This window comes from Streptomyces sp. NPDC045899 (assembly GCF_056431485.1).
This window is the reverse complement of record NZ_JBWKKP010000012.1, coordinates 21,841-46,216: the sequence shown is the minus strand read 5'-3', so window position 1 is coordinate 46,216 and position 24,376 is coordinate 21,841. Positions and strand designations below refer to the sequence as shown.

Annotated in this window: 25 protein-coding genes and 3 pseudogenes; 9 read left to right on the top strand and 19 right to left on the bottom strand. The window is 70.7% G+C overall.

What is annotated here, in order from left to right:
- Positions 1–14 precede the first annotated feature (14 nt).
- The gene (locus AC07FT_RS19265) at positions 15–710 is read right to left on the bottom strand and encodes a UdgX family uracil-DNA binding protein (protein ID WP_479177260.1); all 696 of its coding nucleotides are present in this window, start codon (positions 708–710) and stop codon (positions 15–17) included.
- Positions 711–1,020: 310 nt separating this feature from the next.
- On the opposite strand from AC07FT_RS19265, the pseudogene AC07FT_RS19260 reads away from it, so the two are divergent.
- The 3 genes and pseudogenes from AC07FT_RS19260 to AC07FT_RS19250 form a co-directional block, all read left to right on the top strand.
- Positions 1,021–2,053 (top strand): annotated as a pseudogene (locus tag AC07FT_RS19260) (molybdopterin-dependent oxidoreductase); the annotation flags it as partial.
- Between the two features lie 242 nt (positions 2,054–2,295).
- A pseudogene (nrfD, locus tag AC07FT_RS19255) lies at positions 2,296–3,159 on the top strand (NrfD/PsrC family molybdoenzyme membrane anchor subunit).
- Positions 3,160–3,228: 69 nt separating this feature from the next.
- On the top strand, positions 3,229–3,828 hold the full coding sequence (locus AC07FT_RS19250; protein ID WP_479177259.1) for a YdcF family protein: 600 nt from the start codon (positions 3,229–3,231) through the stop codon (positions 3,826–3,828).
- A gap of 20 nt (positions 3,829–3,848) precedes the next feature.
- Here AC07FT_RS19250 and AC07FT_RS19245 read toward each other — a convergent pair.
- From AC07FT_RS19245 to AC07FT_RS19215, 7 genes are all read right to left on the bottom strand, one after another.
- Positions 3,849–4,666 (bottom strand): IS5 family transposase gene (locus AC07FT_RS19245; protein ID WP_479177258.1). Its coding sequence is split into 2 segments (ribosomal slippage): positions 3,849–4,330 and positions 4,330–4,666, totalling 819 coding nucleotides; the frame shifts between segments, so codons are not numbered across the junction.
- 66 nt (positions 4,667–4,732) lie between these two features.
- Positions 4,733–6,553, bottom strand: coding sequence for a complex I subunit 5 family protein (locus tag AC07FT_RS19240; RefSeq protein ID WP_479177256.1), 1,821 nt, complete (start codon positions 6,551–6,553; stop codon positions 4,733–4,735).
- Positions 6,550–6,897, bottom strand: coding sequence for a sodium:proton antiporter (locus tag AC07FT_RS19235; protein WP_479177255.1), 348 nt, complete (start codon positions 6,895–6,897; stop codon positions 6,550–6,552). The genes AC07FT_RS19240 and AC07FT_RS19235 overlap by 4 nt, the downstream gene beginning before the upstream one ends.
- A complete protein-coding gene (locus tag AC07FT_RS19230; protein ID WP_479177254.1) occupies positions 6,894–7,652 on the bottom strand; it encodes an MnhB domain-containing protein in 759 nt (252 codons plus the stop codon). The genes AC07FT_RS19235 and AC07FT_RS19230 overlap by 4 nt, the downstream gene beginning before the upstream one ends.
- Positions 7,649–7,918, bottom strand: coding sequence for a hydrogenase subunit MbhD domain-containing protein (locus AC07FT_RS19225; protein ID WP_479177253.1), 270 nt, complete (start codon positions 7,916–7,918; stop codon positions 7,649–7,651). Before AC07FT_RS19225 ends, AC07FT_RS19230 begins: the two co-directional genes overlap by 4 nt.
- Complete coding sequence (locus AC07FT_RS19220; protein ID WP_479177252.1) at positions 7,911–8,402, bottom strand: monovalent cation/H+ antiporter complex subunit F; 492 nt, start codon at positions 8,400–8,402, stop codon at positions 7,911–7,913. The genes AC07FT_RS19225 and AC07FT_RS19220 overlap by 8 nt, the downstream gene beginning before the upstream one ends.
- On the bottom strand, positions 8,399–8,575 hold the full coding sequence (locus tag AC07FT_RS19215; protein WP_479177251.1) for a hypothetical protein: 177 nt from the start codon (positions 8,573–8,575) through the stop codon (positions 8,399–8,401). Before AC07FT_RS19215 ends, AC07FT_RS19220 begins: the two co-directional genes overlap by 4 nt.
- Before the next feature lie 278 nt (positions 8,576–8,853).
- On the opposite strand from AC07FT_RS19215, the gene AC07FT_RS19210 reads away from it, so the two are divergent.
- The gene (locus AC07FT_RS19210) at positions 8,854–10,086 is read left to right on the top strand and encodes an FUSC family protein (protein WP_479177250.1); all 1,233 of its coding nucleotides are present in this window, start codon (positions 8,854–8,856) and stop codon (positions 10,084–10,086) included.
- A 93-nt stretch (positions 10,087–10,179) separates the two neighbouring features.
- Here the strand turns inward: AC07FT_RS19210 and AC07FT_RS19205 are convergent, their stop codons facing one another.
- Positions 10,180–10,860, bottom strand: a complete 681-nt coding sequence (locus AC07FT_RS19205; RefSeq protein ID WP_479177249.1) for a type 1 glutamine amidotransferase domain-containing protein — start codon at positions 10,858–10,860, stop codon at positions 10,180–10,182.
- Between the two features lie 160 nt (positions 10,861–11,020).
- On the opposite strand from AC07FT_RS19205, the gene AC07FT_RS19200 reads away from it, so the two are divergent.
- On the top strand, positions 11,021–11,920 hold the full coding sequence (locus tag AC07FT_RS19200) for a LysR family transcriptional regulator (RefSeq protein WP_479177248.1): 900 nt from the start codon (positions 11,021–11,023) through the stop codon (positions 11,918–11,920).
- A gap of 64 nt (positions 11,921–11,984) precedes the next feature.
- Here AC07FT_RS19200 and AC07FT_RS19195 read toward each other — a convergent pair.
- Positions 11,985–12,694: pseudogene (locus AC07FT_RS19195) on the bottom strand (iron chelate uptake ABC transporter family permease subunit); the annotation flags it as partial.
- Between the two features lie 152 nt (positions 12,695–12,846).
- Here AC07FT_RS19195 and AC07FT_RS19190 point away from each other — a divergent pair.
- Positions 12,847–13,131: a hypothetical protein gene (locus tag AC07FT_RS19190; protein ID WP_479177247.1), complete on the top strand. Its 285-nt coding sequence runs from the start codon at positions 12,847–12,849 to the stop codon at positions 13,129–13,131.
- A 151-nt stretch (positions 13,132–13,282) separates the two neighbouring features.
- Positions 13,283–14,443 carry a PhoX family protein gene (locus AC07FT_RS19185; RefSeq protein ID WP_479177246.1) on the top strand — a complete coding sequence of 387 codons (1,161 nt, stop codon included), beginning with the start codon at positions 13,283–13,285 and terminating at the stop codon, positions 14,441–14,443.
- On the opposite strand, the gene AC07FT_RS19180 is transcribed toward AC07FT_RS19185, so the two are convergent.
- The 8 genes from AC07FT_RS19180 to AC07FT_RS19145 all read right to left on the bottom strand — a co-directional run bounded on the left by AC07FT_RS19180 (position 14,409) and on the right by AC07FT_RS19145 (position 21,374).
- Positions 14,409–14,813, bottom strand: a complete 405-nt coding sequence (locus tag AC07FT_RS19180; RefSeq protein ID WP_479177245.1) for a S1 RNA-binding domain-containing protein — start codon at positions 14,811–14,813, stop codon at positions 14,409–14,411. The two genes, AC07FT_RS19185 and AC07FT_RS19180, sit on opposite strands and share 35 nt — an antisense overlap.
- Before the next feature lie 50 nt (positions 14,814–14,863).
- Positions 14,864–15,040: a hypothetical protein gene (locus AC07FT_RS19175; RefSeq protein ID WP_479177244.1), complete on the bottom strand. Its 177-nt coding sequence runs from the start codon at positions 15,038–15,040 to the stop codon at positions 14,864–14,866.
- 85 nt (positions 15,041–15,125) lie between these two features.
- A complete protein-coding gene (locus AC07FT_RS19170) occupies positions 15,126–16,025 on the bottom strand; it encodes a TauD/TfdA dioxygenase family protein (RefSeq protein WP_479177243.1) in 900 nt (299 codons plus the stop codon).
- 35 nt (positions 16,026–16,060) lie between these two features.
- The gene (locus AC07FT_RS19165; protein ID WP_479177242.1) at positions 16,061–17,386 is read right to left on the bottom strand and encodes an LLM class flavin-dependent oxidoreductase; all 1,326 of its coding nucleotides are present in this window, start codon (positions 17,384–17,386) and stop codon (positions 16,061–16,063) included.
- Between the two features lie 43 nt (positions 17,387–17,429).
- Complete coding sequence (locus AC07FT_RS19160) at positions 17,430–18,368, bottom strand: ABC transporter permease (protein WP_479177241.1); 939 nt, start codon at positions 18,366–18,368, stop codon at positions 17,430–17,432.
- On the bottom strand, positions 18,365–19,186 hold the full coding sequence (locus AC07FT_RS19155; RefSeq protein ID WP_479177240.1) for an ABC transporter ATP-binding protein: 822 nt from the start codon (positions 19,184–19,186) through the stop codon (positions 18,365–18,367). The genes AC07FT_RS19160 and AC07FT_RS19155 overlap by 4 nt, the downstream gene beginning before the upstream one ends.
- Positions 19,187–19,190: 4 nt before the next feature.
- Complete coding sequence (locus AC07FT_RS19150) at positions 19,191–20,252, bottom strand: ABC transporter substrate-binding protein (protein ID WP_479177239.1); 1,062 nt, start codon at positions 20,250–20,252, stop codon at positions 19,191–19,193.
- 573 nt (positions 20,253–20,825) lie between these two features.
- On the bottom strand, positions 20,826–21,374 hold the full coding sequence (locus AC07FT_RS19145) for a hypothetical protein (protein ID WP_479177238.1): 549 nt from the start codon (positions 21,372–21,374) through the stop codon (positions 20,826–20,828).
- Positions 21,375–21,494: 120 nt separating this feature from the next.
- On the opposite strand from AC07FT_RS19145, the gene AC07FT_RS19140 reads away from it, so the two are divergent.
- Positions 21,495–22,022, top strand: a complete 528-nt coding sequence (locus AC07FT_RS19140) for a PadR family transcriptional regulator (RefSeq protein WP_479177236.1) — start codon at positions 21,495–21,497, stop codon at positions 22,020–22,022.
- A 121-nt stretch (positions 22,023–22,143) separates the two neighbouring features.
- A complete protein-coding gene (locus AC07FT_RS19135) occupies positions 22,144–22,941 on the top strand; it encodes a DUF899 domain-containing protein (protein WP_479177234.1) in 798 nt (265 codons plus the stop codon).
- Between the two features lie 70 nt (positions 22,942–23,011).
- Here AC07FT_RS19135 and AC07FT_RS19130 read toward each other — a convergent pair whose 3' ends face one another.
- A complete protein-coding gene (locus AC07FT_RS19130; protein ID WP_479177233.1) occupies positions 23,012–24,265 on the bottom strand; it encodes a virginiamycin B lyase family protein in 1,254 nt (417 codons plus the stop codon).
- Positions 24,266–24,376: the final 111 nt, after the last annotated feature.

Below are 24,376 nucleotides of genomic sequence, written 5' to 3'. Positions count from 1 at the left end.
GCACCGGGGGCGGCTCACGTCCTTCCGTCCAGTGCCCGTGCCGCTGTCCGGAGGTCCTCCACGAGGCCCGCGTACGGTGCCTCGCGGTCCTCGGCACGCAGGATCGCCGCGGGGTGGAGCGTGGCCACGACGGAACCCCTCGCCCTGACGGCCCCGCGCGGAGTGCCGTCCCCCGGTGGGCTCTCCAGACTGATGAGGGTGCCCCGGTCCTTGGTCACCCGGAAAGACGGCCCCAGCAGCGACTTGCCCGCGGTAGCGCCCAGCGCCACCACCACCTCGGGGTCGACGACGTTCATCTCGGCGGCCAGCCAGGGGCGGCAAGCCGAGACCTCCCGCAGGCTGGGTGGTTTGTGGATCCGGCGCTTGCCCCGGGCCACGACGGTGAACTTGAAGTGCTTGACCGCGTTGGTGACGTACGTGGGAACCTCGTCGAGACCGGCTTCCCGCAGGGCCTTGCGCAGCAGACCACCGGCCGGGCCGACAAACGGCTCCCCCTGGCGGTCCTCCTGGTCACCCGGCTGCTCGCCGATGAGCATGAGCCGGGCCGAGGCGCTCCCCACGCCGAAAACGGTCTGTGAGGCGTCGCGGAAGAGCGGGCAGCCCTGACACCCCGCCGCAGCACGTCGGTGGGCCGCCAGCCCGCCACGCCGGGGCAGATACGGGGTGGCGTCGTACCCCTGTCCGTCGGAGTCATGGTCGTCCCCGGCCATCGCGTGCCTCCCTGGGGCTGATGGACGACCGGCCGGCCCGGCCCGCTCCACGCGTTCCCGGACGTCCGGAGCTCCTAACGGGACGTCCAGAAGATGGCCACGACCGGAGGAACGGCGGCCCGGCAGCACGCAGGGCACCGGCGGGCACCCGTGCGCCCGGTCTGCTGGCGCGGTGGCGCCACGGACCGTAGACAGGGATCACGGAAAGCGCCCCGGCCGAGCCGGGCAGGAGTGACGAGCGGCGAACCGGGCACCCGGCGCCGCGGGAGCGAATGGCCGGAGGCATCCGAGTTCGACGCGGGAGGATCCCATGGGCGTAAGCAGGCGGCTGCGCGGCTGGCCTGCGTACCGGCAGCTCACGGGGGCGGACCGGCTGGGCCGGGGGCGCGCCGCGATGTCCGCCCGCACCGAGGCCCTCGAACCGCGTACCGGGACCGCCGACCGGATAGTGCAGTCGGTATGCCCGTACTGCGCCGTCGGCTGTGGACAGCAGGTGTACGTGAAGGACGAGACGGTGGTGCAGATCGAGGGCGACCCCCACTCGCCGGTCAGCAGGGGACGGCTGTGTCCCAAGGGCTCGGCCACCTTGCAGCTGACGACCGGGGAGGCGCGGCGCCACCAGGTGCTCTACCGGCGGCCGCACGGGACTCGGTGGGAGCCGCTCGACCTGGAAACCGCGATGGACATGATTGCCGACCGGGTGATCGGGCTGCGCCGCGACACCTGGGAGTGGGAGCGGGACGGCAAGCGGCTCGCCCGTACGCTCGGCATCGCCAGTCTCGGCGGGGCGACCCTCGACAACGAGGAGAACTACCTCATCAAGAAGCTGATGACGGGCCTGGGAGTGGTGCAGGTGGAGAACCAGGCACGGGTGTGTCACAGCTCCACGGTGACCGGACTCGGCACCTCCTTCGGCCGCGGTGGCGCGACCACGTTCATGCAGGACCTCCAGAACGCGGACTGCATCGTCATCGAGGGCTCCAACTTCGCCGAGGCCCATCCGGTGGGTTTCCAATGGGTGATGGAGGCCAAGGCCCGGGGTGGGATCATCCACGTCGATCCGCGCTTCACTCGCACCAGCGCCCTGACCGACCTGCACGTGCCCATCCGGGCCGGAAGCGACATCGCCTTCCTCGGGGGCCTCATCCACCACGTCCTCACCGAGGAGAAGGACTTCCGCGAGTACATCCTCGCGTACACCAACGCGGCCACCATCGTCGGCGAGGACTTCCGTGACACCGAGGACCTGGGCGGGGTGTTCTCCGGTTTCGACGAGGAGGGGCGCCGCTACGACCCCGCGAGCTGGCAGTACGAGGGCGGAGAGGTCCAGGCACTCGCGGGAGAGGTCGAACAGACTGCACGACCAGCAGCTGCAGCAGGCGGGCGGAGCCTCCCACCAGGTGCCGGGGCACGCCGGGACCCATGGCTCGGGCGGCGCGGGAGCGGCGGCGCTGTCCCTGGTGGGCGGGTTCGCGCTGGCCTTCGCGCTGCCTGGAGCCCGGCGGCGAGGAAGGGCGGGGCGGTGAACCGGCCGGACACCCCGCGCGAACGGCGCGCACGATGTGCCCGCAAGGGCGAGGAACTGATGGTCCCCCGTGCGGAATTCACCTCCTACTACGGACGCCCGGTGATCCAGGCGCCGTCCTGGGCGGCCCGGGACATCGCCGGGTACTTCTTCCTCGGCGGACTGGCGGGAGCCGGTTCGGTGCTCGCCGCCGGTGCCCAGCTGACCGGCCGTCCCGCACTGGCGACCTCGATGAAGGTCTCGTCGCTGGCCGCCGTCTCCCTCTCCGCCGCCGCGCTCATCAACGACCTGGGACGCCCCGCCCGGTTCGCCAACATGCTGCGCGTCTTCAAGCCGACCTCCCCGATGAGCATGGGGTCGTGGCTACTGGGCGGATACGGTCCGGCGGCCGGTGTGGCGGCGCTGAGCGCGGTCACCGGACGGCTGCCACGGGCCGGAGCCGCCCCTGGCCGCGGACACCGCGGTACCGGCCTGGCACGGCGCGCACCGCGAACTTCCCCATCTCTTCGCCGCCTCCGCGACGGCCGCCGCGTCCGGGATGGCCCTGGTTCTCGTGCCCACCCGGGAGAACACCCCCGCACGATGCGCGGCGGTGCTGGCCGCGGCGGCCGAGGCGCTCACGGTCCGTGCCGCGCAGCGGCGCCTGGGGATGGTGGCGGAAACTTACCGGGAAGGGCGGGCGGGGCGGCTGCTGCGCTGTGCCAAAGCCCTCACCAGCGGTGCGGCCGCGGCAGCCGCGCTCGCCGGTGGCCGCCACAGGCCCGCCGCCGTCGCCGCCGGTCTGGCGCTGCTCACCGCCTCGGCTTGTACGCGCTTCGGGGTGGGGTCTTCGCGGCGGGTATCGCCTCCACCGAGGACCCCGCGTACACGGTCGTCCCCCAGCGCGAGGCCATGAGGGCGGCCGCACCGCCTAAGAACTCCTAACAGAATGCGTCGTGTGTAGCGTGGCTGGTTCCTTCGTGGCCCGATACCGAGGTGTCCTAGAGTCGCCGCATGCGGCGAAGGACGGGACTGGCGATAGCTGGGGTTGCAGCCCTGGCCTGGGGCGAGTGGTTGAACTGGCGCTGGTCTCGAGCGCTCGTGGGGAGTAGCGGGGGCACCTCCGCGGCCGTGTTGGTGTTGGGATACCGGAACCCCCAAGCGACGGCGAACTTGATCAACCGATGGCGAGTACGTGCTGGAATCCGATCCATCGCCGCTGACGATGCGCATGGGACCTGCTTGATCTTCAGCGGCGGTGCGACCAGCAACGGCGCAACGGAGGCCCAACTGATGGCCGACTACGCGAAGTCGGTGCTTGAGTTCGACGGCACGATGCTCCTCGAAGACCAAAGCGCGACGACGTGGGAGAACATCACGAACGTGATCCCACTGCTTGAAGACGTGGATCGCATCAAGATCGCCTCTCAGCCAGCTCATGCGCTCAAGGCCCGTGCGTACCTGCAGCGGCAGCGCCCCGATCTTGCAGAGAGGCTGGTGCGCGCGGACGACTACCGCCCTGGCGAGTGGATGGTCGTCAAACCGTTGTTGGCTCTGTACGGACTTTGGACACTGAGCGGCCTCAAGGCTGAAGAGCGGAAGGTCTCGCTGTAGACAGCCACTGGCGCTTGGCCTCACGCATGGTGGTTCTTGAGCCGACGCCAGCAGATGATGCTGCAGCCCAGAGTGAGAAAGGCTTCGTGGATGTCGTCGCGGATCTCCCAGCGGATCCGCAGGCGGCGGAACCAGTGCAGGTGAGCGAACGCGCGCTCCACGACCCAGCGTTGGGTGCCCAGGCCGGAGCCGTATTCGATGCCGCGACGGGCGATCAGCGGTTTCACGCCGAGATCCCAGACGAGACGGCGGTACTTGTCGTGGTCGTAGCCGCGGTCGGCCAGTAACACGTCCGGGCGGCGCCGGGGCCGGCCGCGCTTCCCTCGCACCGGCGGCACAGCTTGCAGAAGCGGGATGAGCTGGGTGACGTCGTTGCGGTTGCCGCCGGTCAGGGTAGCGGCGAGTGGGATGCCGGTGGCGTCGGTGATCAGGTGGTGTTGGCTGCCCGTCCTGCCCCGGTCGACAGGGCTTCGTCCCGTCTTGGAGCCCCCTTTAACGCTCGGATATGAGAGCCGTCGACCGCCGCACGGGAGAAGTCCAGGGCGTTCGCGCTACGGAGCTTGGCCAGGAGCACCACGTGCAGCCGACGCCATACCCCGGCCTCGGTCCACTCGGCCAGGCGGCGCCAGCAGGTCATGCCCGAGCCGAAGCCGAGTTCCTGCGGCAGGTATTCCCAAGCGATCCCGGTGTGCAGGACGAACAGGATGCCCTGGAACACCAGCCGGTCCGGATGCCGCTTGCGCCCGGGATGCCGGGCGCGACGCTCCACCTTCGGCAACAGCGGCTCGATCACCGCCCACAGCTCGTCGTCGACTTCCCACGGCTTTGGCCGCGCCACCCGGCACCCCCCGATCACCAGCTCTGGAGTGATCCAACCACCTCAAAGATCATTTCGTTAGGAGTTCTAAGGGGTGAGGCTCAGACCAATAGTGGCTCCCAGCAGGGTGATGCCCACCAGGAACCACGCGACGTAGTCGCCCACATGGCCCGAGTGCAACCGCCTGAGCGGGGTGAACCAGCGCGCTGGTTCCTCCGCCGGACGCCGTATGGCCAGCAGTGCGAGCGCCACGGCCAGGGCGGTGGCCAGCAAGCCCACCAGCACACCGGCGAGCGTCCAGTGCGGCGCGGGAGCGGTTATGGGATCCGCCGCCCGGCCGTACAGCACGGAGACCAGATAGCCGTGGTGATCGGTGAAGGTGTCCGCGGCGTGACCGACGGCGGTACGCAGTACGGGGACCAGCCCCACCGCCAGCGCCCCGGCGAGCAACACTGCCGGGACCGCCAGCATGGAGTCCGGGATCCGGGACAGCGGCCCACCCCGGGTCTCCGGTTCCTCCGCCGTACCGGTCGTCTCCTCCGGGGCGTCCGGAGGCCGGCTGCCGAGCCCCAGGAACACCCGGCCCCCGGCCCGCAGTACCGCGCCGCCGGTGACCGCCGAGGCCAGCACGAACAGCACGGTCGCCCCGCCCCCCGCGGCCTCCTCGGTGACCTCCTTGCCCAGGGCCGTCCCGAACGGGGGCAGCCCGGCCAGGGCCAGACCGCCGAGGCCGAACATCACGCCCACCCACGGAAGTTCCCTCGCCCTCCCGTGCAGCTGGTGTTCATCGACACTGCCGTACCGGTCCAGCAGGATGCCCACACACGCGAACAGCGCTGCCTTCACCCCGGCGTGCGCCAGGACGTACAGGGTGACACCACCGATCCCCTCAGGGGTGAGCTGCGCCAGGCCGATCAGGAACAGACCGGTGTGCGAGACCGTGGAGTAGGCGAGCAGCCGCTTGAGGTGGCGCTGCTGCCAGCACATCACCGAGCCCAGCACCGCCGTCAGCACCCCCAGGACCAGCAGAGCGCGGCGCGCGTCGGCTGCGGGGATGCCGCCGGGACCGGCGAAGACGGTCCAGTGGACCCGGGCCACTCCGTACACGCCCAGCTCGACCATCACCCCCGACAGCAGCATGCACACGGGGGTCGGGGCCACCGCGTGCGCGTCGGCGAGCCAGAAGTGGAACGGCACCGCGGCGGCCTTGACGAGCAGTCCGGTGGCGACGAGGACGAAGGCTGCGATCACTAGCGCGTCCGGGCCATCGGCGGAGCGGGCGTCCAGGGCCCGGCCGATCTGCGCGAAGCCCAGTTCGCCGGTGCGAGCGTAGAGCAGGGCGATCCCCGACAACGTGGCGTAGCCGCCGAGGGAATTGACGATCCCGAAGACCAGACCGCCCTGGACGGCGCGCGCCTCCTCGACGCGGTAGCCGGTCAGCGCGTACGCCACCACGCTCATCAGCTCGAAGAACACGAACGCGTTGAAGAGGTCGCCGGTCAGGGCGAAGCCGCACATGCCCGCCTGGAAGAGCAGCACCAGGGCGGGGAAGGACCCGGCGTGGCGCCGCGGAGGTTCGTCGAAGTACCGCCAGGCGTAGGCGAGCGAGGCCAGCACCAGCAGCGACACCAGTGTGGCGAGACCGAGTCCGATGTGGTCGCCGACCAGGACGATGCCGACGCTCACCCCCTCGTGCGGCCGCCAGCCGCCCACCCACTCGACGGGCCGGGCGACGGCGGAAGGGGTCGCCGCCGCGGTCCACAGGGCGAGTGTCGCGGTGCCCGCGGCGAACAGACAGGCCAGCACCTCGGCGGTGTGACGCGGTAGCCGCCGTCCCGCTCCGACCAGTACCGCGGAACCGAACAGCGGGACGGCCACGATCAGCGGCAGGAGCCGCGCCGCGGTCATCCCCGCAGCTCCGAGAGCTGGTCGGGATCCACCGTCCCGTGCCGTTTGGCCACCTGGATGACCAGCGAGAGCAGCAGTGCAGTGACGGTCGCGCCGATGACGATGTCGGTGAGGGTGAGGGCCTGGACGACCGGGTCGACGACCGGCCCCGAGCCGGGGGTGAGGTCCGAGAAGACCGGGGCGGTGCCGCCCTTCCGGTAGCCGATGGCGAGCAGCAGCACATACGTCGAGGACTGGCAGACCGAGAGACAGCCCACCGCGTGGATCAGGTTGCGGCTGGTGGCCAGCCCGTAACAGCCGACCAGGAACAGCCACCCGGCGACCAGGTACGGCAGCACGCTCATCGGCCGCCCTCCCCACCGATGCCCGCCCGTTCGCTCTCGATCTCCACGGCCTGGTCGAGGAAGCGGGCCAGCAGCACCACCACACCGGCCGCCACCTCCACCCCGATGGCGGCGTTGAGCAGCGGGACGGTGCCGCCGGAGGCGAGGGTGTTGAACGTGCCGTAGGGCAGGAAGTTGGTCAGGAAGGCCCCGCCCGTCAGCAGCGCGGCCGAACCCAGCAGCAGGTATCCGGCCTCACCCGCGGCGTCCGCCACCTCGTACAGACCGACGGGGCGGATCCGTTCGAGCGCCCGGTAGTCCACCGCGATGTAGAGCAGGTGCAGTGAGGTCGCCACCACCACCCCGCCCTGGAAGCCACCCCCGGGGCTGAGCTGCCCGTGTGCGACGACGTACAGCCCGATCAGCAGGGTGACCGGCAGCGTGAGCAGGGCGTAGCGGCGCACCGGTGGTGCCGCCCGGACCGGCTCCGGGGGCAGCCGGTCCTCGTCGCGGGTCTGCCGCAGCAGGACGACGGTGCCGATGACGGAGCCGAAGAGGATGGACTCCTCGCCGAGGGTGTCCAGGGTCCGCTGGTCGAAGTTGACCGAGGAGACGACGTTGGCGGTGTGCCGGGTGAGGGCGGCGTGGACCGCCCGGTCACCGTAGGGATGCCACGATCCGCCGAACGCGGGCAGATCATGGCATGCCAGCAGGTACAGCAAGGCCGTGCCCAGACCTCCTACGGCGAGCGCCCACAGCCGGGTCCGCATGCTCACCCGCGATCCTCCCCTCCTCCACCGCGGGCCCTGCGGCGCACCTTGCGCACCGAGAGCAGCACCATCAGCGGAGTCAGCGCGGCACCGACCGCCAGCTGGGAGAGCGCCACATCGGGCGCCTGCAGCAGCAGGAACAGGGTCGCGAGGGCCAGGCCGAACAGCGTCATCACGAAGGACTGCCGCACGGGGTCGCGCACCATGACGGTTCCGGTACCGGCCACCGCCACCAGCAGCAGTCCGAGCAGTACGGGCAGGTCGTCAGCCATCATCCGTCCCCTTCGCAGGTCTGCCGCGTGCGTGTCCGGCGGTGACGGGCGCCCTCACCGCGTGGACCGCGCCCCAGCTTCCGAGTACCAACAGGGCTCCGATGACGAGGAGTTTGGCCAGGGCGCGGCCGGGTCCTGCCACCCCGCACAGGGGCAGCAGCACGGCGGGCACGGCCAGGTAACTCAGCGCGGTGACCGTACGCAATGCACGTGGGCGCGGCGGGTGGGCGGCCAACTCATCGGCGAGCAGACGCACATACAGCAGGGTGCCGGCCGGGCCGAGCACCGCGAGCACCAGCGCGGTGTCGGCATACGCGGTGCGCTGGAAACCCTGCGCCAGCAGGAGGAAGACCAGGCACAGCAGCGTGCTGGTCAGGTTCTGCGCGGGCACCCGGCGGCGAACCGGGCCGGTGGCCGCACACCATCCGGCCGGCGCGACACCGCAGAACAGCAGCGCGGTGCCGGCCGCGGTCCAGCCGCTCACCGGTCACCGGCCGCGCGCCGCGCTCCGCATCCGGCAGTGGCGGCCACCAGCCCGGCAGCGGCGCCGACCATGAACTCCAGGGCGTCCACGGGACCGATCAGCACGATCCACAGCAGGGTCAACGCCCCCCACCAGCCGAGGAGTTCCGCGCCCGCCACCAGCCGTCGTGCCACCGTGTACACACCTCCCGCCGACCGGGTACCCGGACCACAGGCTCACATGCACCCGACTCCGCCGTACCGTCACCGCGCCGCGGATTACCTCCGTCGGGGGTGCGGCCGGCCACCGCGGTGCTCGGCCACAGCCGGACCGGGCTGCGAAGGAGTACGACCGGGAGGACCATGAAGAGGGGGCTCGGCCCGCGTCCGGCGCACGCCTCACCGCCTCCGGGAATCAAAGCCACCGAACCGGGTACCGGGGGCCGACGAAGTACGTCGAACTGGAGGGGTCGTTGAACGAGCACAACACCGTCGTCGCTGGTGGAGAGGGTGCGGGGCGGATGGAACCGGCCCAGCGGGGATGGTTCGCCAGGGTCGCGCAGTGGTGGCGCCGGGCCGTCGGATCGGAGGGCCATGAGCGGCACACCGTGCTGCTGATCGGCAAGAGCACACTGGCCGCCACCCTCGCCTGGGCGGTCTCCTACTACCTGCTGAACGCGCAGTCCCCCGCGTTCGCCCCGTTCTCCGCGGTGCTCATCATGCAGGTGACCGTGTACCAGTCGCTGCTGCAGTCGACACGCTACGTGGCTGCCGTGACCGCCGGAGTCGCGGTACAGGCGGCACTGGGGTTCCTCATCGGGCCCGATGTGCTGACGTTCGTCCTGGTGGCGCTGATCGCCCTCACGATCGGCCGGTGGCCCGCTCTCGGGTCGCAGGGCTCCCAGGTGGCGACGGCGGCCTTCTTCGCCTTCTCCACCTATGCCTCGGCGGCCACGAACCAGGACAGGGTCAGCCAGCTCGGCCAGATCGTCCTGCTGGTCCTCATCGGCTGCGGGATCGGGGTACTGGTGAACGTCATCATCGTGCCGCCCCTGCGCTACCGCGGCGCCGAGCACGGGATCCACACCCTCGCCCATTCCCTGAGCGACCTGGTCAGCGACATGTACCCGGCGCTGCGCGAGCACGACGTCGACGGCGAGCGGACCGGGCACTGGCGGAGCCGCGCCGAACGGACGGAAGGTCTGATCTCGCAGGCGCGGGCGGGGCTGCGGACGGCCCGGGAAAGCCTCCACTTCAACCCGCGCCGCCTCTTCCGCCGTCAGCTCCGGAGCACCAGCTTCGAGGGGTACGGGGCGGTGCTGGAGGCCCTGGAGCGCACCATGTACCAAGTGGCCAGCCTCATCCGGGCGCTGGACCGGTGGAACCGGGACGAGGGCGACCACCGCGACGAGGCGTTCCTGGAGTCCTACGCGGCCTTCCTGGAATGTCTCTCCGGTATCACCCAGGTCTTCACCGAGCTCGACGAGGACCGGCTCGACGAACAGGCCCCGCGGCTGTGCCGGCTGGCGGACGAGGCGCAGCGCTGCCGTCGGCACGTGGCCGAACAGGCCGAGCGGGACGGTCTGCCACTGGCCGATCCGGCGCGCCCGTACGGTGTCCTGGTCATCGAGGCCACCCGTTTGATGGAGGAGTTCCAGTACACCTGCGATGTGCTCCAGCACCATGTCAGCCGGCCCGGCGGATGACGGGTCCCGATCGGCCTCCCGCCATCCGCCGCCCTTCGGAGGTGTCCGGCTGACCGCGGCGGCTGACCGCCGCGGTCCCGGTCGCCGGGGTCGCTATCCGGCGAGGACCTTGACGAGTGCCTCGCCCAGAGCGGTGGCCGAGGCGGGGTTCTGTCCGGTCACCAGACGGCCGTCGACCACCACATGGGGCTCGAAGTCGGCGGCGCCGGTGTGCCTGGCACCCCGCTCCTCCAGCTTGCTCTGGAGCAGGAACGGCACCACGTCGGTGAGCCCGGCGGCGACTTCCTCGTCGTTGGTGAAGGCCGCCACGTTCTTGCCGTCCACCAGATAGGACCCGTCGGACAGGGTGATGTCGACCAGACCGGCCGGGCCGTGGCAGACGGCCGCCACCGCGCCGCCCGCCTCGTAGACGTCCCGGGCGATACCGGCCAGTTCGGTGTTGCCGGGGAAGTCCCACATGGTGCCGTGACCGCCGACGTACACCACCGCCTCGTAGTCGGACGCGGTGACGTCCTGCGGCCGGGCGGTGCGGTCCAACTGCCCGGCCATACGCGGGTCGTCCAGGAACGCCTGCTGGACCGGGTCGGACAGGTCCGCACCGTCCATCGGCGGGCGGCCGCCCTTGACCGAGACCAGGTCGACCTCGTAATCGGCGTCCGTCAGGACCTTCCAGGGGTGCGCGGCCTCGGGAAGGTAGAAACCGGTGGTCCGGCCGGTGTCGCCGAGCTGGTCGTGGCTGGTCAGAACGAGTGCAACCTTGCCGGTGCGGGGCATGACGGTCTCCTGGTCCGAAGAAAGCGGGTCACCGCGGCCCGTCACCCGGGCGGGCCGTGCGGCTCACCAGCACGGTAGGCCGCTGCGGCCATAGAGGACCAATGGAAGAATGGCCATAGGCCCATCGGAAAACCGATGGGAAAGCCGCCGAGGAGGCGGGATGGACCTCTCTCTGCTCAAGACCTTCCTGGCCACGTACCGGACGGGTTCGCTGACCGCCGCCGCGCGGCAGGTGGGCCTGTCGCAGCCCACCGTCACCGCGCAGATCCGCACCCTGGAGCAGCAGGTGGGCCAGCAGCTGTTCCGGCGGCTGCCGCGGGGCGTGGTGCCCACCACCGTGGCCGACGAACTCGCCGCGGAGGCCGCCCCTCATGTGGACGCGCTGGTCGCGATCGGTGAACGCGGATTCGCCGACCGCGCACGTCCGTTCACCAGGCCGGTGCACCTGGGCGGTCCCGCCGAGCTCACCGGCACCCGTGTGCTGGCCTCCCTGACCCCCCTCATCCGCCAGGGGCTGAAGCTGCGGGTGACCCTGGGGCTGGCCGACGATCTGCTGGCCGGGCTGCCGGAGGGCCGTTTCGACGTGGTGGTCTCCAGCATCCGTCCGCGTGGCCGCGCCATCGTGTCGGTGCCGCTCACCGATGAGGAGTTCGTCCTCGTGGCGGCACCGCGGACCGCCGCCGAGCTCGACGGCGAACGGCTCGTGCGGGAGGGGCCCGCGGCGCTCCGCCATCTCCCCCTGATCAGCTACGCCGAGGACCTGCCCATCATCCGCCGCTACTGGCGCACCGTCTTCGGCACCCGCCCCGCCCACAGTCCGACGATCGTCGTGCCCGACCTGCGCGCCGTGCTGACCGCCGTCGTCGCCGACGCGGGCATCTCGGTGCTCCCCCGCTATCTGTGCGCCGCCGAACTGGCCGACGGCGCCCTCACCCCGCTGCTGGAGCCCGAGATCCCCCCGATCAACACCCTGTACCTGGCCTGCCGGGCCGGTACGCAGGACACCCCGGCCCTGGCGGCCCTGCGCACCCATCTCCTCGATGCGGCGCGCACCTGGTAGCGGGCGCACACAGGAACCAAGGGTGTTCAGATCGCGTTTCCGGACGGCGCACGGCCTCGCCCGCTCACCCGCGACCGCTCCGGCGGCGGCTGCGGACGAGCAGATGGAGGAAGTACGGCGTACCGATCACGGCGGTCATCAGCCCGGCGCCGAGCTGCGCCGGGGCGATCACGGTGCGGCCCAGCAGATCCGCCACGCACACCAGCGTGGCGCCCAGGAGCACCGAGACCGGGACGACCCGGACGTGCTGACGGCCTACCAGGGCGCGGGCGGCGTGCGGTGCCACCAGCCCGACGAAGCCGATCGTGCCCGCGGCCGCCACGGCGGTGGCCGCCAGCACGACGCTCAGCGCGAGGAACCCCAGGCGCCCCCGGGCGAGGCGGACCCCCAGGAGCCGAGGGGTGTCCTCGTCCAGTGACACCAGGTCGAGCTCGGTGCGCCGCAGTACGGCGACGGTCACCCCCACGGCGAGCACACCCGCGAGGGGCACCACATCGGGCAGGGACCGCCCGTAGGTGGAACCCGACAGCCAGGTGAGTGCCTTCGTCGCGTTGAACGGGTCGGTGAGCACGATGAGCAGGTTGATCAGCGCGCCGGTCCCGGTGGCCACCCCGAACCCGACGAGCACCAGCCGGTTCTGCGGGAACCCGCCCCGGGCGGCGAGCCCGAAGACCACGACGGAGCTGATCGCCGCACCGGCGAACGCCGCACCGGCCATCCCCCACGGCCCGGCCCCAGGACGGCGGGTTCGGCGAGCGGGTTGCGGATGACGGCGTGGTCTGCTGCGCCCCGGGGACTGACGCACCACCAATCGGACCACCGGCCGACAGCACCTTCCGGTGATCGGCGGACGACACGCGGGCGGGACGCCCCTGTCACGGGTACGGCCTGCGCAGCAGCCGCCCCCGACACATGAGGAGACGACCGTGTACGCAGCCGTGCGACGCTACACAGGGGTGACCGATCCGGCCGAGGCGGGACGCCGGGTGAACGAGGGGTTCGTACCCCTCCTCCGGGACATCCCCGGACTCCTGGCCTACTACTGGATCGACGCCGGGAACGGGGTCATGGTCTCGACCAGTGTCTTCGAGAGCGAGGCGGGGGCGGCGGAGTCGGTCGACAAGGCGGCGGCGTTCGTACGGGACCGCCTGGCGTCCCTGCTGCCCAACCCGCCCCAGGTCATGTCCGGCCAGGTGGTCGCCTCCGTCTAGCGGCCCGCGGTACGGCCGGGTGCGTGCGGCTGTGATTCATCCACTGTTGATGTGCCGTCAACTGCTCTCCTGGATCCAGCTCCTCTACTCTCCTGCGCGCACCCGCCGTCCGCCCCGGGACGGCGGGTATCCCGTCACCCGTGGAGTCAGTGTGAAACGTCGCAATTTCCTGCGCGGAGCGGCCCTCGGCACCTCGGCCGCCGCCTTCGGCGGCACCCTCATGCGCGGGGCGGCCTACGCCGCCCCGGCCCAGCCGGGTCCCGGACCGTACGGCGCCCTGGGATCCGCCGACGCCAACGGCATCCGACTGCCCAGCGGCTTCAGCAGCCGCGTCATCGCCCGGTCCGGGCAGAAGGTCGCGGGCACCTCGTACACCTGGCACGACGCTCCCGACGGCGGTGCCTGTTTCGCCGACGGCAGCGGATGGATCTACGTCTCCAACTCCGAGATCAACCCCGGCGGCGGTGTCGGCGCCGTGCGGTTCGGCTCCTCGGGCTCCATCACCGGCGCCCACCGCGTCCTGTCCGGCACCCGGCAGAACTGCGCCGGTGGCAGAACGCCGTGGAACACCTGGCTGTCCTGCGAAGAGGTCAGCCTCGGCTACGTCTACGAAACCGACCCGTGGGGCGTGAACGCGGCCATACGGCGCGACGCGATGGGCCGGTTCAAGCACGAGGCGGCCGCGGCCGACCCGGTGCGCCGCGTCGTCTATCTGACCGAGGACGAGCCCGACGGCTGCTTCTACCGCTTCGTGCCCACGAACTGGGGCACCCTGTCCACCGGCACGCTCCAGGTCCTCCAGGCCGGTACCGCCACCTCCGGATCGTTCTCCTGGGTCACCGTCCCCGACCCCGACGGCTCCCCCACCGTCACCCGCGACCAGGTCCCCGGCGCCAAGCGGTTCAACGGCGGCGAGGGCTGCCACTACGCGAACGACACCGTCTGGTTCACCACCAAGGGCGACAACCGCCTGTGGCGGCTCGACCTGACCGACGGCACCTACGAACTGGCCTACGACGACTCCCTCGTCACCGGCGGCACCGCTCCCCTCACCGGGGTGGACAACGTCACCGGCTCCTCTTCCGGCGACCTCTTCATCGCCGAGGACGGCGGGAACATGGAGATCTGTCTGATCACCCCCGATGACGTCGTCGCCCCGTTCCTCCGCGTCACCGGCCAGTCGGGCTCGGAGATCACCGGTCCCGCCTTCTCGCCCGACGGCTCCCGCCTCTACTTCTCCTCGCAGCGGGGGACCACCGGCAGTTCCTCGGGCGGCATCACCTACGAGGTGACCGGACCGTTCCGGAGCTGAGCGTGATCCGCGGTCCGGGGCGGCACATCCGGCGGCGCCCCGGACCGTACCCGGAGCCGGGAGAGAGCCAGCCTGCGGCGCTCCCGGTCGACATCGGTGACGGTGACGTGACCTCGTCGCCGGGCCGGACGGCGGCCTGCGGTCCCGCCGCGGGCGCCGCCGCGTGCTCACCGTGGCGCACCAGTCCCTCGATACCGTCGGCGACCCGGACGAAGACACCGAACGGGACGAGCTCGGTGACGCGTCCGGACAGCCGCTGTCCGACCGCGACGCGGTCGGCGAACGTCTGGAAGGGGTCGGGCCGCATCGCCCGCAGGGACAGCCTGGCCTCCATGTTCCAGGTGTCGAACTGGAGGAACTCACCCGTCACGCGCTGGCCGACCTCGACGACCTCCGCGTCCGATTCGACACGCAGCCACGTCAGTTCGGGATGGTGATGAACCCGACGCCGGGGAAGACCGGGTGGTCGGGGCCGTCGTCCAGCGCCACGAACACACCGAACCGCTCGATCGCCGCGACGGTACCGGACAGCGGCTCGCCCCTGCGCAGTGATGCCGGGAACGTCCGCAGCTCCGGGGTCTCCACCGGTCGGCTCATGGGTCCAGCCTGCCATGGGCGGTCGCCCGGTGTGCGGTGTGCGCACACCACACACCGGGCGACCCCTCGGCGGGGCGGTGGACCGTCAGGCGGCGGCCGGGGTGTAGTGGCCGGCCTCATCGCCCTCGAGGAGGTAACTGCGCTCACCGTTCACCCCGACCGGGACATCGCCCGCGACGGTCGCCCGGTGCAGCAGCCGCGGCAGGTCGCCGTAGTCGTCGGGGGCATAGTGCTGGGTGATGCGGTTGTCGAAGACCACCACGTCGCCGGGGGACCAGGCGACGCGCACGATGTTCTCCGGACGGACGACGTACGACTGGAGGATCCGCAGCAGATCGCGGGACTCCGACGGGCCGAGACCGAGGAAGCTCTGTGCGAAACCGCCGATGAACAGTCCGCGTTCACCGGTCTCGGGGTGAACGCGGACGACGGGGTGGGCGGTCCGGTAGGTGCGGGAGACGAACCGCCGGCGGTGTTCGGCCGCCCTCTCGTTCCTGGGGGGCTCGGCGTAGTCGTACTCGTTGGTGTGGACGGCCCACAGCGAGTCGGCCAGGTGCCGCAGCGGCTCGGGCAGATCGCGGTAGGCGGCGGCCGCGTTGGCGATGAGCGTGTTGCCGCCGTAGGGCGGGACCACGATGCCGCGCAGGGTGGACACCTTCGGCGGGGTGCGGACGAAGGTGACATCGGTGTGCCAGCGGTTGGCGCGGATGCCCTCCTCGGCGTCGACCGGAAGGATGCTCGGCTGTCCGTCGACCGACGGCACCGTCGGATGCGCGGTGGTCAGCTCCCCGAAGAGGGAGGCGAAACGGAGCTGGGCGGCGTCGTCCAAGTGCTGACCGCGGAAGATGAGCACCTTGTGCTCCAGGAGCGCGGCATTGATGTCGGTGAAGAGGGCTGGGTCGAGCTCGTCGGAGAGTGTGACGCCGAGGACTTCGGCGCCGATCCGGCCGCCGATCTTGCGGACGTCGAATCCGGTGCTGGTCATGGGGACGGCTTCCCTTCGATGGGTGTTCGGTGTGCTCAGGCGGTGTGGGGGGACGAGGGGCGGGCGAGTCCGTAGTGGTCGCGGAGGGTGTCACCGGTGTACTCGGTACGGAACAGACCGCGCCGCTGGAGGACGGGGACGACGTGGTCCACGAAGTCCTCCAGCCCACCGGGCAGATGCGGTGGCATGATGTTGAATCCATCGGCCGCGTCTTCGGTGAACCACTCCTCCAGCTCGTCGGCGATCTGCTCCGGGGTACCGGCGAAGACACGGTGGCCACGGCCACCGCCGAGCCGGGCGATCAGCTCCCGCAGAGTGAGGCCGTCACGGCGGGCGAGGTCGGCCACGAGGGTGAAGCGGCTCTTGTTGCCGTTGATGTCCCGCTCCTCCGGGAGCTCGGGCAGCGGGCCGTCGAGCGGAAGACCGGTCAGATCGGTGCCCAGCATCCCGGAGAGTTGCTGCAACCCGTACTCGGGGACCTGGAGTCCGGTCAGTTCGTCCTCCAGCGCGCGGGCCTCGGCCTCGGTGGAGCCGATGACCGGGCAGATACCCGGGAGGATCTTCAACTGGTCGCGGCTGCGGCCGTGGCGCGCCAGCCGGGAGGTCAGATCCTTGGCGAAGGTCTGTGCGTCGGCCAGGGTCTGCTGCGCGGTGAAGACCGCCTCCGCCCAGCGGGCGGCGAACTCCTTTCCGTCCTCCGAGGATCCGGCCTGGACCAGCAGCGGATGGCCCTGCGGCGAGCGCCGCACATTGAGTGGTCCGTCCACGCGGAAGTGGGCTCCGCGATGGCCGATGGCACGGACCTTGTCCCCGTCGGCGTAGACACCGCTCTCGCGGTCCAGCACCACCGCGTCGTCCTCCCAGCTGTCCCACAGCCGGGTGGCCACGTCCAGGAACTCGGCGGCGCGTTCGTAGCGCAGCTGGTGTGCGAGGTGTTCCTCGCGTCCGAAGTTGCGGGCCTCGGCGACGTTGCCGGAGGTCACGATGTTCCATCCGGCCCGGCCACCGCTGAGGTGGTCCAGCGAGGCGAACCGGCGGGCCACGTGGAAGGGTTCGTCGAAGGTGGTGGAGACGGTCGCGATCAGGCCGATGTGCTCGGTGGTGACGGCGAGGGCGGACAGCAGGGTGAGCGGTTCGAATCCACCCACCGCGTTGTGGCGGGCGTTGCCCCACAGGGTGAGGCCGTCGGCGAGGAAGAGCGAGTCGAGCTTGCCGCGCTCGGCGGTCCGCGCGAGCTCCTGGAAGTAGGTCAGATCGGTGATGCGCTCGGGCTGGGTGTGGGGGTGCCGCCAGGCGGCGTCATGGTGACCCGCGTTCATCAGGAAGGCGTTGAGATGGAACTGGCGTCGTCTGCCGGCCATGGGGACCTCTCTGCTGACGTCGTACGGGGTGACTGGGGTGCGATCAGCCGGTCGCGGGGACACGCCAGGAGCTGAGCCTGCGTTCCACGGTCACGAGCAGCTGGTTGAAGGCGACGCCGATGACGGAGATGGTGAGGATCCCGGCGTACATCTGCGGGATGGCGAAGTTGTACTGGGAGGCGTTGATCAGGTAGCCGAGCCCCTCCTTGGCGCCGACCATCTCCGCCGCCACCAGCACCAGGATGGACGACGCTCCGGCAAGCCGGATGCCGGTGAAGATCGTGGGTATGGAGGCGGGCAGGATCACCTTCTGGAACAGCCGTGGCGCGGAGAGGTCCATGGACTTCGCCAGCTTGAGCAGGGTGGGGTCCACCTGGCGCACCGCGCTGATGGTGTTGAGGAGGATCGGCCAGGTGCAGGCGTAGAGCACGATGGAGATCTTGGAAGTCTCCCCGATGCCCAGCAGCAGGACGAACACCGGGAGCAGCGCCAGCGCCGCGGTGTTGCGGAACACCTCCAGCAGCGGGCCCAGCAGATCCGCGACCACCCGGTAGCGGCCGATCAGCAGTCCGAGCGGAACGCCGATGACGACGGCGAGACCGAACCCGGTGAACGAACGCGTCAGACTGGCCCGGGCGTTGTCCGTGAGCTGGCCGTCGGCCAGCAGCTCCCACCAGGCGACGGCCACCTCGTGGAAGGGCGGCAGGAAGGTGCGGTCCACCAGACCGGCGCGGGGCGCGACCTCCCATACGGCGAGCAGCGCGGCGATCGCCACCACCTTGGTGAGACCGCGCACCAGCAGACCGGGCAGCAGTCGGGCGGCGGCACGGACTCCGGCGGGGAGCCGTTCCGTCCGTGGTGGCCCGGTGTCCGGTGCCGGTGTGCTCTCCGGGGCGCGCGGCCCGGCGGGGCCGCGGTCCGGGGCGGTGTCCGCCACGGGGGCGATGGGGTCCTTGACGGTGGTCGTCCCGGTGGGGCTCATACGGGAACACTCTCCTTCTCCAGCTGCTGGGCGCGGGCCACTTCGTCGTGCAGCAGGTTCCAGATCTCATGCCGGTAGCGGGCGAACTCCGGGCTGGAGCGCACATCGTCCGCCGTGCTGCGGGCGTCGAGCGCGATCGGGACGACCTCCTTGACCGTCCCCGGCCGGGAGGTGAGGACGGCCACCCGCTGTCCGAGGTAGACCGCCTCCTCGATGCCGTGGGTGATGAAGACCACCGTCTTGCCGGTCCGCTCCCAGATCCGCAGCAGCTCGTTCTGCAACAGCTCCCGGGTCTGGGCGTCCAGCGCGGCGAACGGCTCGTCCATGAGCAGCACATCGGGGTCGTAGGCGAGGCTGCGGGCGATCGCCACGCGCTGGCGCATCCCCCCGGACAGCTCGTGCGGGTGGCGGTCCTCGAATCCGGTCAGGCCCACCAGGTCCAGGTACTCCCGGGCTCGTTCGGCGCGCCGGCGCCGTGGCACCCCGGTGGCCTCCAGACCGAACTCGACGTTGCCCAGGGCGGTGCGCCAGGGCAGCAGCGCGTACTGCTGGAAGACGATGCCGCGGTCGAGTCCGGGGCCGGTGACCGGTTCTCCGTCCAGGAGGATCCGTCCGCTCGTGGGCCGGGTGAGGCCGCCCAGCAGATCCAGCAGGGTGGACTTGCCGCAGCCGCTGGGCCCGACGACCACCACGAACTCACCGGCGGAGATCTCCAGGTCGACTCCGTCGAGGGCGGTGAACTCGGTGGCCCGGCGGCCGCCCGGCCTCTGTACGGGGAACACCTTGCGGACCTGTTCGAAGGCGATTCTGGCGGTCATGGGATCAGCTCCGGGTCTTCGTGGCGGACGGTGCCGGGGAGCCGGACGAGGTGCCCGCCGGGCGGTAGTCGTTGTACTTGTTGGTGTAGAGACCGGAGGCCGTGACCTTGCCGCGCTTGATGTCACCGCGCTCCGCCAGCCAGTCGATCCACAGCTGGAGTTGTCTGTCGGTGATCCGGCCGCCGGTCTCGGCGACCCCGAAGGACTTCCAGTACTTCAGCGGGGTGGCGTCCTCCTTGCGGTCGCGCTTCTTCACGACCTCCGTCATCCGTGCGATGACCTCCTCGCGCGGCCTTTTCCGCGCCCACTCGATGGCACGGGCCACACCGGTCACAAAGGTCTTGGCGGTGTCGGGGTTCTGCCGCAGGAAGCGGTCGGTCATCACATAGGTGCCGGCGCTGAACGCCCCGAGGAGCTCGAAGTCGGTGAACAGCGGCCGGACCCCGCCTTTGGCCACGGCCTTGTCGCGCAGGATGTCCCCGAGCACACCGACCTGGATCTGGTGTTGCCGCAGGGACTGTTCGGTGTTGACCGGCGGCACCACGAGGGGCTCCACCTTGTCGATCTCGTCCTGGGACAGTCCGTGGCGCTGGAGGTAGATGTCGAGCATGGCCTCGGAGTGGGCCCCGAGGGTGTTCATCCCGACCTTCTTCCCGATGAGGTCGCGGGCCGACCGGATCGGGCTGTCCTCCCGTACGTAGAAGCCGTTGTACGCGCGCTTGTCGGAACCGTAGTAGCTGATGACGGAGGTGATGGGGGCACCGTTCGCGGCCAGTTTGACCACCGCGCCGTTGAAGGCCCCGCCGAAGTCGATCTGCCCGGTGGCCGCCGACTGGATGTCCTGGGGGCCGCTGATCGTGTTTCCGACCCAGTCCAGTTTCACATCGTCCAGGTAGCCCAGGTCCTCGGCGAGTTCGGGGAGGGTGACCTGGCCGGCCCACCCCTGGTAACGGAGGTTCTTGGTCTGCTTTCCGGACCCGCCGCCCACGGCCGTGCCACAGCTCACCGCCGCGGCCGAGACACCGAGCAGGGTCATGAATTGTCGCCTGGACGTAGCTGTGCGCATGAGGAGGGTCCTTGTGAAAGGGGATGTGAAAGGGCAGGCCGAATCACCGCACGGCACGATCCGGAAATCCGCGGAGGGCGAGTCCTGACATCGCCATGAAGCCATTCTCCGGCAGCCCGTGGAGGAATGACCGGGGAAAGGCATGAAGGCAGAGCGGAAAAGCAGGACTCACGCGCTCATGGGGCAGCGGAAACCGTCAGATGCCGAGCAGGAGAAGGAGCGTGAGAGAGAAGAGCGAGAGAGACGAGCGCGGACGGCTCAGCGGCCGGCGGCACAGATGGCGCTGGCCTGGCGTCGCAGATCGACGTGCAGGCGCACGGCGAAATTCTCGGATTGGCTCACGTCCAGAAGGATGGCAGTGGCTCCACTTCTCGTCAATGTCTTCTGGATGCCATCTCGCATAGCGGATTCGGGCATCACAAGAATCCCCAGAAGTCGCTTCCTCTGGTGCGATGGCCGAGTTGCTCGACTCATGAGGTCTGATGGCCGGTCAACAAGCGCGCCCGCCGGTGCTCATCGAGCACCGGCGGGCGGAACAACTTCGATAGGTCGTCGTCAGGATCGCGGCGCGGTCTACTGAAGGGCGCGGGCCCGGGCGCGCTCGGGGTAGTGGGCGGTGAACATGGCGGGCAGGACGAACCCGGCGACCTGGACGACGGTCGAGGCCGTGCCGCCCAGATCCGCGGCCTGGACCACGATCAGGGCCGCGGCGGAAAGGGTGAAGGCGGTGGCCCAGACGGCGGTGATCACTACATTGATCCGGCGGAACAGCGGCGTGCCCCAGACTTCTCGCGGCGCCTGGCGGCGGGCTATGCCCAGGGTGAAGGGGCGCCGCACGGCGACGGTCAGCCAGGCGGTCAGAGCCAGCCAGCCCAGGGCGAGCGCGCCGTCATAGGGCTCCAGGGCGCTGTGCGGGCGGGCGAAGGAGGGCGCGGTCAGCGCCGCGAAGAAGATCACCGTGCTGCCCTCCAGCACCAGGGCGTCCGCGTCCACGCCCGATCTGCGCTGCTGGACCAGCAGCGCGGCCCCGATCACCAGACCCGCCAGCGCACCCCACTGCCAGCCCAGCGAGGACACCACCGCGAAGGCGATCCACGGGATGAAGCCGCGCAGGTATGTCATGTCCGCTCCTCAGTGGGCGCTCAGGTGTCACGTCCCCTCATGGCGACGTTCTCAATTCGACATGTCAAAAGTAGAAGGTCCAGCATTGACGTGTCAATGCTGGAAGGTAAAGTGGAGGTCATGAGTCTTCGCCATGCCGTACTGGGACTGCTGGCCGACCGCCCCGCCAGCGGCTATGACCTGATGAAGCTGTTCGACACGTCCTTGGCCAACGTCTGGGCGGCCACCCAGAGCCAGGTCTACGGCGAGCTCGGCAAGCTCTCGGACGCCGGCCTGGTGACGGTGACGGCCGAGGGGCCGCGCGGCCGCAAGGAGTACGCCATCACCGAGGCCGGGGAGGCCGAGCTGCGGCAATGGCTGACCGGCACCCCGCCCACCCCGGCCCGCCGCAGCGACAGTCTGCTGCGCGTGTTCTTCCTCGGCCGGCTCACCCGGCTGGAGGCCGTCACCTACCTCGAGAGCGAGGCGTCCCGGGCCGCCGCGCGCCGCACCGCCCTCCAGGAGCTCGAGGGGGCCGTCGACTGGGACGAGGGCCCGCTGTCGGTCTACGGACGGATCGTCCTGGAGTACGGGATGCGGCAGTCCGTCATGCACGAGGAGTGGGCCCGCTGGGCCGCGGAGGAGATCGGCTCCCCGGCCACCCCTTAGTGGCCGCGTCAGCCACTCAGCACCGCGTCAGCCACGACGCGCCACGGAGCCCGGGAGGGGCGCACGCTGGAGAGGAGGAACGCATCGCCCGAAAGTGGACCGAGAGCAGCGGGGAGACGAGATGGCGAACAGGGAGAACCTGCCGGAGGTGGTGTCGCGCGAGGAGTGGCTCACCGCCCGCAAGGAGCTGCTGGCCGAGGAGAAGGAGCTCACCCGGGCCCGTGACCGGGTCAACGAGGCCCGGCGGCGCCTGCCCATGGTCCGCGTCGACAAGCCGTACACCTTCGAAGGGCCGCGCGGGGAGATGAGCCTGCTCGACCTGTTCGAAGGGCGGCCCCAGCTCGTCGTCCACCATTTCATGTGGACCTTCGACATCGATGCCGACGGCGTCGAGCACCCCCGCGACACCGGCTGCCCCAGTTGCTCGTCAGCGGCCGACGGCATCGGCAACCCGAGGCAGCTCCACGCCCGCAACACCACCCTGGTCGCGGTGACGCGCGCGCCCTACGGGAAGCTCGCCGCCTACCGCGCACGGATGGGGTGGTCGTTCCCCTGGTACTCCTCGCACGGCAGCGACTTCAACTACGACTTCCACGCCACCAACGACGAACGGGTCGCCCCGGTGCAGGTCTTCCACCGCGGCGAGGCCGAGCTCGCCGAAGCCGGAACGCCATGGACGGAGGGCATGCGCGGCGACTGGCCCGGCATCAGCGCCTTCCTGCGCGTCGGGGACGAGGTCTTCCACACCTACTCGACCTTCGGCCGGGGCATCGAGGAGTTCCACAACGGCTACCCGTACCTCGACCTCACCGCGCTCGGCCGCCAGGAGGCGTGGGAGGAGCCGAAGGGCCGCGCCCACCCCCTCGGCCTCCAGGCCGGCGGCCCCGCGATGCGCCTCCCCGACGAGTACGGTCTCTGACCCCACTCGCCCGGACGCACCCGTGACGCGGATGCGCGCGCGGCGCGCATCCGCGTCGGGGTCCGGCGGGTCAGAAGCGGTGTGCCGGGCGGACGGGGGCGGTGGCCGAGCTCGACTTGTACGGCGACACGGCGGTGAAGGCGGCGCGGTAGCCGTGGTGGCGCAGCTCGTAGTAGCGGGCGCGGGTGCCAGTGCGGATGGTGGCGTCACACCGTGCCGTGCCCCGGGCGTCGGTCACCGCCGTGCACAGGTTCCGGTTTCCGGAGGCGTCGGTGAACCGGATGGACTGACCGCGCAGCGGGGCGCCCTGCGCCGTCGTCAGGGTGGCGGACAGCCCCCTGACCCTCAGAGAGGGCGGGTTCAGCTGCCGCCGCACCGTGGCCGGGGACACCGTCAGCCGGGTGGGGGTGAGCCGGGTGGGCTTGGAGTGGGCGGGCTTGTGATGATCCACGACCGGAATGGCCAGTCCGACGGGGGCGTGCAGCCCGTCGATGGGCACGGTGGACTGGGGGCCGCCGTTCGCGGGGACCTCCACAACCCGGTCATTGCCGAAGTCGGCGATGAACAGGTTGCCGCGCGCGTCGAGTGCCAGTCCCTGCGGACTGCTCAGCCCGGTCGCCGGGACGGTCCACTGGGAGCCGCCGCGGGCGGGCAGTCTGATCACGCGGTTGTTGCCCGAGTCGGACACATACAGGTTCCCGGCCCGGTCGAACGCGAGCCCGGTGGGCTGGGAGAGGCCCACGATGGGCAGGGTCCGCTGGGCACCGCCGTCCGCGGACACCTCCACCACACGGTCGTTGGCGAAGTCGGCGATGAACAGGTCGCCGTCGGCGGCGAGCGCCAGACCGTCGGGGTGCAGCAGCCCGGTGGTGGGCACGGTGGTCTGCCCGCCGTCCGGGGGCACCCGCACCACCCGGTTGTTGAAGCTGTCCGAGATGAAGAGGTCGCCGCCGGGGTTGAGGTCCAGTCCGAGCGGGCGGTTGAGCCCGTCGGTGGGAACGGTGGTCTGGCCTCCGCCACCGGCCGGGATTTCCACCACGCGGTTGTTGCCGGTGTCGGAGATGAAGAGGTTGTCGTCGGTGTCGAGCGCGAGACCGGTGGGGCGGGTCAGACCGGTCGTGGGAACGGTGGTCTGGCCGCTGCCGTCGGTGGCGACCCTCAGCACCGTGTTGTCGGTGTACTCGGAGACGTACAGGGGGACGGCGCGGCGTGCGGGGTCGGGCGGCGCGGCCGAGGCCGTGGTCGCCGGTGCGACGCCCGCCGTACACAGCGTCAGGATTCCCGACAGCGCGGTCAGTCGGTGTCTTGTGGAGAAGCGGCTCATGACACACCCATCTGTTCTGGACGGACGCTCGACCCTAGGAACCCCTCGCCCGCACCCGTCCGCACCACGCCACCGCGTCTCCCGGCTTCCACCCCAACGGCAGCAGGCGCG

Coding starts and splice junctions, on each gene's coding strand:
- AC07FT_RS19145 (WP_479177238.1), bottom strand. CDS start 21,374: ATGACATACCTGCGCGGCTTCATCCCGTGGATCGCCTTCGCGGTGGTG.
- AC07FT_RS19235 (WP_479177255.1), bottom strand. CDS start 6,897: ATGAGCGTGCTGCCGTACCTGGTCGCCGGGTGGCTGTTCCTGGTCGGC.
- AC07FT_RS19265 (WP_479177260.1), bottom strand. CDS start 710: ATGGCCGGGGACGACCATGACTCCGACGGACAGGGGTACGACGCCACC.
- AC07FT_RS19160 (WP_479177241.1), bottom strand. CDS start 18,368: ATGAGCCCCACCGGGACGACCACCGTCAAGGACCCCATCGCCCCCGTG.
- AC07FT_RS19225 (WP_479177253.1), bottom strand. CDS start 7,918: ATGGCTGACGACCTGCCCGTACTGCTCGGACTGCTGCTGGTGGCGGTG.
- AC07FT_RS19240 (WP_479177256.1), bottom strand. CDS start 6,553: ATGACCGCGGCGCGGCTCCTGCCGCTGATCGTGGCCGTCCCGCTGTTC.
- AC07FT_RS19250 (WP_479177259.1), top strand. CDS start 3,229: ATGCGGCGAAGGACGGGACTGGCGATAGCTGGGGTTGCAGCCCTGGCC.
- AC07FT_RS19135 (WP_479177234.1), top strand. CDS start 22,144: ATGGCGAACAGGGAGAACCTGCCGGAGGTGGTGTCGCGCGAGGAGTGG.
- AC07FT_RS19140 (WP_479177236.1), top strand. CDS start 21,495: ATGAGTCTTCGCCATGCCGTACTGGGACTGCTGGCCGACCGCCCCGCC.
- AC07FT_RS19165 (WP_479177242.1), bottom strand. CDS start 17,386: ATGGCCGGCAGACGACGCCAGTTCCATCTCAACGCCTTCCTGATGAAC.
- AC07FT_RS19175 (WP_479177244.1), bottom strand. CDS start 15,040: ATGAGCCGACCGGTGGAGACCCCGGAGCTGCGGACGTTCCCGGCATCA.
- AC07FT_RS19130 (WP_479177233.1), bottom strand. CDS start 24,265: ATGAGCCGCTTCTCCACAAGACACCGACTGACCGCGCTGTCGGGAATC.
- AC07FT_RS19200 (WP_479177248.1), top strand. CDS start 11,021: ATGGACCTCTCTCTGCTCAAGACCTTCCTGGCCACGTACCGGACGGGT.
- AC07FT_RS19205 (WP_479177249.1), bottom strand. CDS start 10,860: ATGCCCCGCACCGGCAAGGTTGCACTCGTTCTGACCAGCCACGACCAG.
- AC07FT_RS19170 (WP_479177243.1), bottom strand. CDS start 16,025: ATGACCAGCACCGGATTCGACGTCCGCAAGATCGGCGGCCGGATCGGC.
- AC07FT_RS19150 (WP_479177239.1), bottom strand. CDS start 20,252: ATGCGCACAGCTACGTCCAGGCGACAATTCATGACCCTGCTCGGTGTC.
- AC07FT_RS19155 (WP_479177240.1), bottom strand. CDS start 19,186: ATGACCGCCAGAATCGCCTTCGAACAGGTCCGCAAGGTGTTCCCCGTA.